We start from the raw sequence: 228 nt of genomic DNA on the forward strand, positions 1-228 counted from the left end.
TCCAGCCACGCCTTCAGCTCCTTCAAGACCGGCACGGCCTGTTCCTGACGCTCCCGCACCAACGCCTCCCCCCTAAGCCCCTTCGCCTGGGCCCGGCGCTCGATCTCGTAGAGCTTCCGAATCCGCGCCAACGCCCAATGCGCCGCCGTCGTCTTGCCCCCCGCCCCCGCCTTCTGCGCCTCCACAAACTTCCGCCGCACGTGTGCCCAACACCCCGCATGCACCATC

General features: G+C 68.9%; 1 protein-coding gene. It reads right to left on the reverse strand.

The genetic code is table 11. The features are described 5' to 3' along the window. Positions 1–200, reverse strand: a 200-nt coding sequence (locus ACYQ8L_RS18840; protein ID WP_459943340.1) for an IS66 family transposase, incomplete at its 3' end; no start/stop codon positions are given. Between the last annotated feature and the right edge of the window lie 28 nt (positions 201–228).

This window comes from Deferrisoma palaeochoriense (genome assembly GCF_054656955.1).